9 protein-coding genes are annotated in these 5,685 nt (G+C 46.1%); all 9 read left to right on the top strand.

Going from position 1 to position 5,685, the window contains the following annotated elements; genetic code table 11:
- The coding region (locus J3364_RS22400) for an IS3 family transposase (protein WP_349559876.1) at positions 1 to 94 on the top strand (94 nt) is incomplete at its 5' end.
- A 6-nt stretch (positions 95 to 100) separates the two neighbouring features.
- Positions 101 to 766, top strand: a complete 666-nt coding sequence (locus J3364_RS22405; RefSeq protein WP_349560386.1) for a hypothetical protein — start codon at positions 101 to 103, stop codon at positions 764 to 766.
- Between the two features lie 16 nt (positions 767 to 782).
- Positions 783 to 1,175 carry a hypothetical protein gene (locus tag J3364_RS22410; protein WP_349560387.1) on the top strand — a complete coding sequence of 131 codons (393 nt, stop codon included), beginning with the start codon at positions 783 to 785 and terminating at the stop codon, positions 1,173 to 1,175.
- Between the two features lie 230 nt (positions 1,176 to 1,405).
- Positions 1,406 to 1,636 (top strand): hypothetical protein, encoded by a 231-nt coding sequence (locus tag J3364_RS22415; protein WP_349560388.1) that lies wholly within the window; start codon positions 1,406 to 1,408, stop codon positions 1,634 to 1,636.
- 77 nt (positions 1,637 to 1,713) lie between these two features.
- The gene (locus J3364_RS22420; protein ID WP_349560389.1) at positions 1,714 to 2,421 is read left to right on the top strand and encodes a hypothetical protein; all 708 of its coding nucleotides are present in this window, start codon (positions 1,714 to 1,716) and stop codon (positions 2,419 to 2,421) included.
- A 108-nt stretch (positions 2,422 to 2,529) separates the two neighbouring features.
- A complete protein-coding gene (locus J3364_RS22425; RefSeq protein ID WP_349560390.1) occupies positions 2,530 to 2,955 on the top strand; it encodes a hypothetical protein in 426 nt (141 codons plus the stop codon).
- A 54-nt stretch (positions 2,956 to 3,009) separates the two neighbouring features.
- Positions 3,010 to 3,993 (top strand): leucine-rich repeat domain-containing protein, encoded by a 984-nt coding sequence (locus J3364_RS22430; RefSeq protein WP_349560391.1) that lies wholly within the window; start codon positions 3,010 to 3,012, stop codon positions 3,991 to 3,993.
- 95 nt (positions 3,994 to 4,088) lie between these two features.
- Entirely contained in the window at positions 4,089 to 4,430 is a 342-nt protein-coding gene (locus J3364_RS22435) for a hypothetical protein (RefSeq protein ID WP_349560392.1), read from the top strand.
- Between the two features lie 539 nt (positions 4,431 to 4,969).
- Positions 4,970 to 5,539 (top strand): hypothetical protein, encoded by a 570-nt coding sequence (locus J3364_RS22440; RefSeq protein ID WP_349560393.1) that lies wholly within the window; start codon positions 4,970 to 4,972, stop codon positions 5,537 to 5,539.
- The last annotated feature ends 146 nt before the right edge of the window (positions 5,540 to 5,685 follow it).

Here is a 5,685-nt window from a genome sequence, read left to right on the forward strand (position 1 = left end):
TATAAATGACTATATTGAAGACTTTTATAATCGCCAACGGCTGCACAGTGGCCTGGGTTACCGGACTCCGCTAGAGTTCGAGGAAATCAACTGAAAGGGCGTGTCCGATTTATTGGGGGAATTCCAAGTAGAAAGAGAGAAACAGCTAACGCAAGAGCTTATAACTCATTTGCTTGTACTAGAGAGATTAGAGAAAGAGGGTTTGGCATTTTTCTATACGCCAGCTAGTCCGTCTACTGGCAAGGTGGAATTCGGCGCTGGAGCTGTAAACATGCCGTTTTTCGCTATGCCAATATATGACAGGAAAATCATTGACCTTCTGATTAGGTACATTCATCTAGAGGTTGTTCCCAAGCCGAAGCTAGTTCACTTACAGCACAATAAATATAAAAGCGATGATGAAAGGCGCTTCAGTATCCAAATGATTGCAACTTGGTCAGCATTAGCCGTCTCAATAGTCATTGGCTTGGTTGGAATATTCAATAATTATGAGAGCGGCAAGGAATCTAATAAGAAGTATGCCGAAATTATTGGTTCATTAGATGCCAATGTAGCCAAAATTGAGTCATCTATTAAGGCATTGGATTTTCCTGATACTGTAGATTATTCGACATCAATCGAGAATATAGAAAACAGCATTGATATGGTTTCTAAAGAGATAAATGCGCTCTCTAAGAAGAAAATTATTGTTGATGCTAAGGTAGAAATTCCGGAAGAAGAATATAACAAGTCAATGCAGCCGACCGCTAAAGCGTCGGCTGATTGAGGCGTTAGGTGTTGAAGTGGGTCATTACGATTCAGAGATCAAAGGGAGCGAACGAAAAATAAACGCTCTTCAATCTAGAGTTCATGAGACTTTCAAGCGTCGTGATGAAAATGTGCACAAACATCGAGAGTGGGAATCAGCTTGCCGCGAGTTCCGTTCGCAATATGACAGATTGGCATTTCCCGGCGGACTCGAAGGGGCATATGAACGGATAGTTGAAGGCGATCCGCAATCCATAGAGGCTGCACTATGTTTTGTTGAGGTACGCCCATTCTTTTTTAGATCCGGCTACATGTACAAAGATATCCTGCGAAAATTGGGCCAAGCACCTCTGAAAGGCGAAGAGTTAGCCAGGTACAGAGCAGTGAAGCAGGCCTATCTTGCGTACCGTGCAAGCAAAAACACCTAACAAATTGTTGTAGTACGTTCCGGCCTGCGGCCTCCACCGGACGCCCCTGTCGGGGCGCCGCTAAACAAAAGCGTTAAGAATCAGGGGGAGATATGGATTGCTTTAACCACCCAGGCACATCAGCAGTGGGTACATGTAAGTGTTGTAGCAAGGGGATTTGCTCAAGCTGCGCTGCTGACTTGAACCATGGTCTCGCCTGCAAGGGTAAGCATGAGAATCAAGTTGAAGCGATGAATATGATTATTGAGAAGAATGCGAAGGTGTATGCAGCGGCACCAGCAAATACGGTGATAGCACCAGTGCTTTATCTGTTCATGGGGATTTTGTTCTCTGGGTTTGGTTATTACTCAAGAGGCGGTGTTATGAGCTTGCCGTTCCTCATGGGGCTGGGCTTTATAGTATTTGCAGTAGTTATTTTTGTTCGTAATAGAGCACTATTCGGCAAAGAGGATAATTCTTAACAATGCCATGCATGCGACAAGCGCATGATGGCGGGCGTTAAAGGTCACCACGGAATCGAGAGCGTGGAAAGTTGCCAATGAAGTTCAAAAAAATAGATTTTCAGGATTACCCCGATGCGTTTTCTGTAGATGGTCACAATTGTTTTACGCTTATCTACGACTCTAAATATGCTCAAGGTTTCAGGGGCTATAAATCGATTCAAATGGATTTAGAGTTCTGCGTGCAGCTGATCGATTTTCTAAAAGAAAATCAGAACGATAATTTCAGCGCAGTCACTTGGGCATCGACTCTTTCCTTAATTGTGACCTACGCTAGGTGCTTTACTGCCTCTAAAGGATTTAGAGCAAAGCTAGAAGGTAGCGCCGTGCCGAAAGCTCACCAAGATCATCATCAAAAGATCATGCAGTTGAGGCATCAGTATGTAGCACATGCCGGAGGTGGAGGCGAAGGCAGCGTCAACTTTTTAGCCTTGTACCCCAATCATGATAGAAAAAGGGTAGTTGCGGTCGCCCCGCCACTTCCTGTTCGGCTCACAGGGTTGAATGAAGCAACTAGAGAAGGATTACGGGCTATCATTAGCGACCTGCTCACACTGGTAAAGCAGAAGCAAAATCAGTGCATGAATAAAGTTATGGAAGAAATCAAGAAGCAGGATCTGGAGAAGCTTTACTCCTATTTTGATGGTGAGGAAGGGTATACGCCAGATATTGGGCCGAGTTTTGCCGGAAGAATACAACATACAATGGATCAACATGGCCGTTTCTACGTCAAACTGGTCAGGTAACCTTTAACAAATGCAGGCAAGGGACGCTCCTTTCGTCGCGCCCCTGCTGCTTGCGTTAACTGCATGAAGTACCCGGTCTTACTCTCGTTGATGATTAGCGGAACACCTATGGCAAACACATTCGTTGAGAACTGCCATCCTGAGTCTGCGCGCTGTGCGATTCTAGAGGACAATGGAAGCAGTGCCTGGCTCTACCTTACTCCAGTCGGTGGTGAAGGCATTGAACAAGATGCGTTTGCCTATTCGCCGGTTGCGCCCCGTGAGGAATTAAATAGGGCAGCAATAGAAGCCGGCAATCCACCTATTCTCACACGTAAATACGCTTCATCGAGGGCGGTTCTCGAATCCCCCGAGGAGCATAGTTTTCAATTTGTTTGGTCTAGCGATGGCGAATCGGTAGCCCTGCTGTACAACGGCGATCCGATAGCTATGGTGGTTTCAGGATACGACAAAGGATTTTCCGTTGCTCTGGTAAGCGAAAGCGGCTTTGGGCAAGCATGGGACCAGAGCGTCTATGAAGCAGTTTTCGAGTAAGCAGTTAACAAGGCAATCAAATTCGTTCCGGCCTTCGGCCTCCACCGGACGCCCTTGTCAGGGCGCCGCTTATTGCTGGCGTTATGGCACAAGGAAAAAATGAAGATTTCCGGTACCAAAGTAGAAATAGTCAAAAGCCCGTATTTTCGATCAGTTGCACCAATTGACTCTGACTACGAAGATTCAATTCATTCACTCCTGATCAAAGGGAAATGGAACAAGAAGATCATCGAATTTATGAGGGAGAGGAATATTAAGGGCCTCTATCTCAATGTTAGTGAGGGGTTTAAATGTGAGAGTTTGGAGTTTCTTTACGATCTTCCTGAATTGGAATTGCTCAATATCATTTCTCCTCCCTTAGAGCAATTGTCGCCTATTGAGAATTTAGTAAATCTAAAATCACTCAGCTTATCCTGTGCCTGGGCGGACAAGATCGATCTAAGTAAACTTAAAAAACTTGAAAAGTGCTTTATAAACTATGGTAAGGGGGCAGAATCGGTTTTCGCATGCCCCTCCCTTCGCTATTTATACATAGATGAATTCAAACTAAAAAGATTTTCAAATATCGAGAATTTGTCCCAGCTTGAATTCCTAACTATAGCGAACTCTAACTTTAATAGTACCGAACTATTCGCTGGGCTTAAAAACGTGCGCAAGCTGGAACTATTGCATTGTCGAAAGCTTGATCACCTTGATGGTTTGGGAGTGCTAACAAACATAGAGTGGCTGACTATCGACGGTTCGCCAAAAATTACCAATATCGAAGAGCTTTCCTCCTTGAGCAAGCTGAGGGTGCTACAGCTCTCCGATAATAAAGAAATTGAAACTCTTGATCCCATTCGTCAGATGGTTCATCTACGAGCGCTTTCCTTCTATGGGAATACCATGATCTTGGATGGTGATCTAAGTTTCTTGGAGCAGCTCCCGCATTTATCGCTAGTCGGTTTTGCTGGTAGGCGGCACTACACGCATAAACCAGCAAGATCATGGGACTGGAATGATTATGAAAGTGGTAGGGTTGGAGTTGTACGCAAGTAAAGCCATAACCAGGGGCTGCAGCGGACCGCTTTTCCGGCGCGGTGCGCCTCCAAATCGGCCGCTGAGCCCGGGCGTTATGTTTCGCGAGGTAGTGAGTGAGTAAAGAGTACACTGAGAATCTGGAGGAGATCGCAACCTATGGCTTCGATGCGATCGATCCTGATGAAAAGGTAGAGGTTAATTTGAAAGACCTGATGTATGTATTCTCTACCTTACAGGAATATCAGAGGTTCTTTCATCAGCCATTACACTACCAAACAATGGAAGATATTGAGAGGTTTCTGGGTTCCGTAAATGATCAGGCAGCCTTTAAGTTGCTTCATACCTCAATCCACGAAAAAATGCGAAAAATGCTTCCACAACACGTTGAAGAAAAATACGGAGAGGGTGACTTTGATTCACCAAAGTTGCCTTTCTACTACGATGAAACGAGGTAAAAACATAACAAGGCCAGGCACAATCGCCCCTTCGGGGCTGGACCTCCGCACTGCGTGCTCCGGCCTGTGCTGTCGGCGTTAAAGATGCAGCGCGAAAAGCGCCAGAAAAATGAAAAGCCGGGTAAGGTAATTTCAATATTCGTCACATTAACAAGCGATGGAAAAAGTGGATATAGCGAATGTCGCAAAGTTCTGTGAGACCTGGAGTCAAACCTTCGCGCTTATGCTACCGTGAGCCAACCCGTGGCGGCATGAACACGGGTTCAGGCAGACACGGGTTGGCTCACGGGAGAGAGGCTTCGGTTCTATCTGCCGCCGCGCTAGATGCCTTGGTGAATGCTTTGATTTACCATAAACAAGTAGACAGGTTTTCCCTTCACGCACTTCGAATCACTGGCGATTTAAGTCTTGGTGTTCTTGCTACCGGTGCGCGCTGCCCATTAACAAGTCGTACACCAGACAGCTGCTACGCAGCCGCTGGTGTACTAAATCGTTATGAATGGGAGCTCTGAGTGACACCTGAGTGTAAAGAGACATGGTTGTTTATCAACAGCTTTGCTCCATGGTTATCGGCTATTGGCACTGTCCTGATTTCGGGTGTTGCACTGTGGTTGTCTGTCAGAGATCGAAATGTTCAACTCAGAGCAACGCTCTCCTCGGGGGTAATTCCACAAGAAAATCCCCAAGTGTTGAATTTTTTCGTTTATACGCTTTCATGCGTCAATGTAGGCCCGCGCCAGGTTAGTGTGACGAATTACCACTGGAGGTACAGAAAGTATCCTTTCACAGGGAAGCTGAACTTCTGGACGTTTCCATATCTTGATCGCCGCGTCAGCCATATGTGCTCAAAACTTCCAAAGCAGCTATCAGACGGAGACCAAGTACTGATATTCCACCCTTCAGATTTCTTTGCGGAGTTGGAGAAAAGAGACGAGTTTCTGTTCGCTGACAACGCACTGACAGCGTTTTATCGGATAATGACTTTCAACCTCTATGTGGACACCAGTATTGGCAAGCCCGTAAAAGTAAAGGTCAGTTGGAAGTGGCGGCGAAACCTTTGGCGAGAATACAAAAATTTCATAACAAATGCAGGCAGGGGACGCTCCTGACGTCGCGCCCCTGCTGCAAGCGTTGAGGCTGTAGAAAAACCCCGAGATCCCCCTCCGGTTTGATAGGATCGTGCAAACGGACAAGGAGTCGTCAGATGCCCAAAGCCAAGCCCCGCTTCCGTCCTTACAATCACGACCAGAACGCC

Source organism: Marinobacter sp. NFXS9, from assembly GCF_040148665.1.
Taxonomy (GTDB): domain Bacteria; phylum Pseudomonadota; class Gammaproteobacteria; order Pseudomonadales; family Oleiphilaceae; genus Marinobacter_A; species Marinobacter_A mangrovi.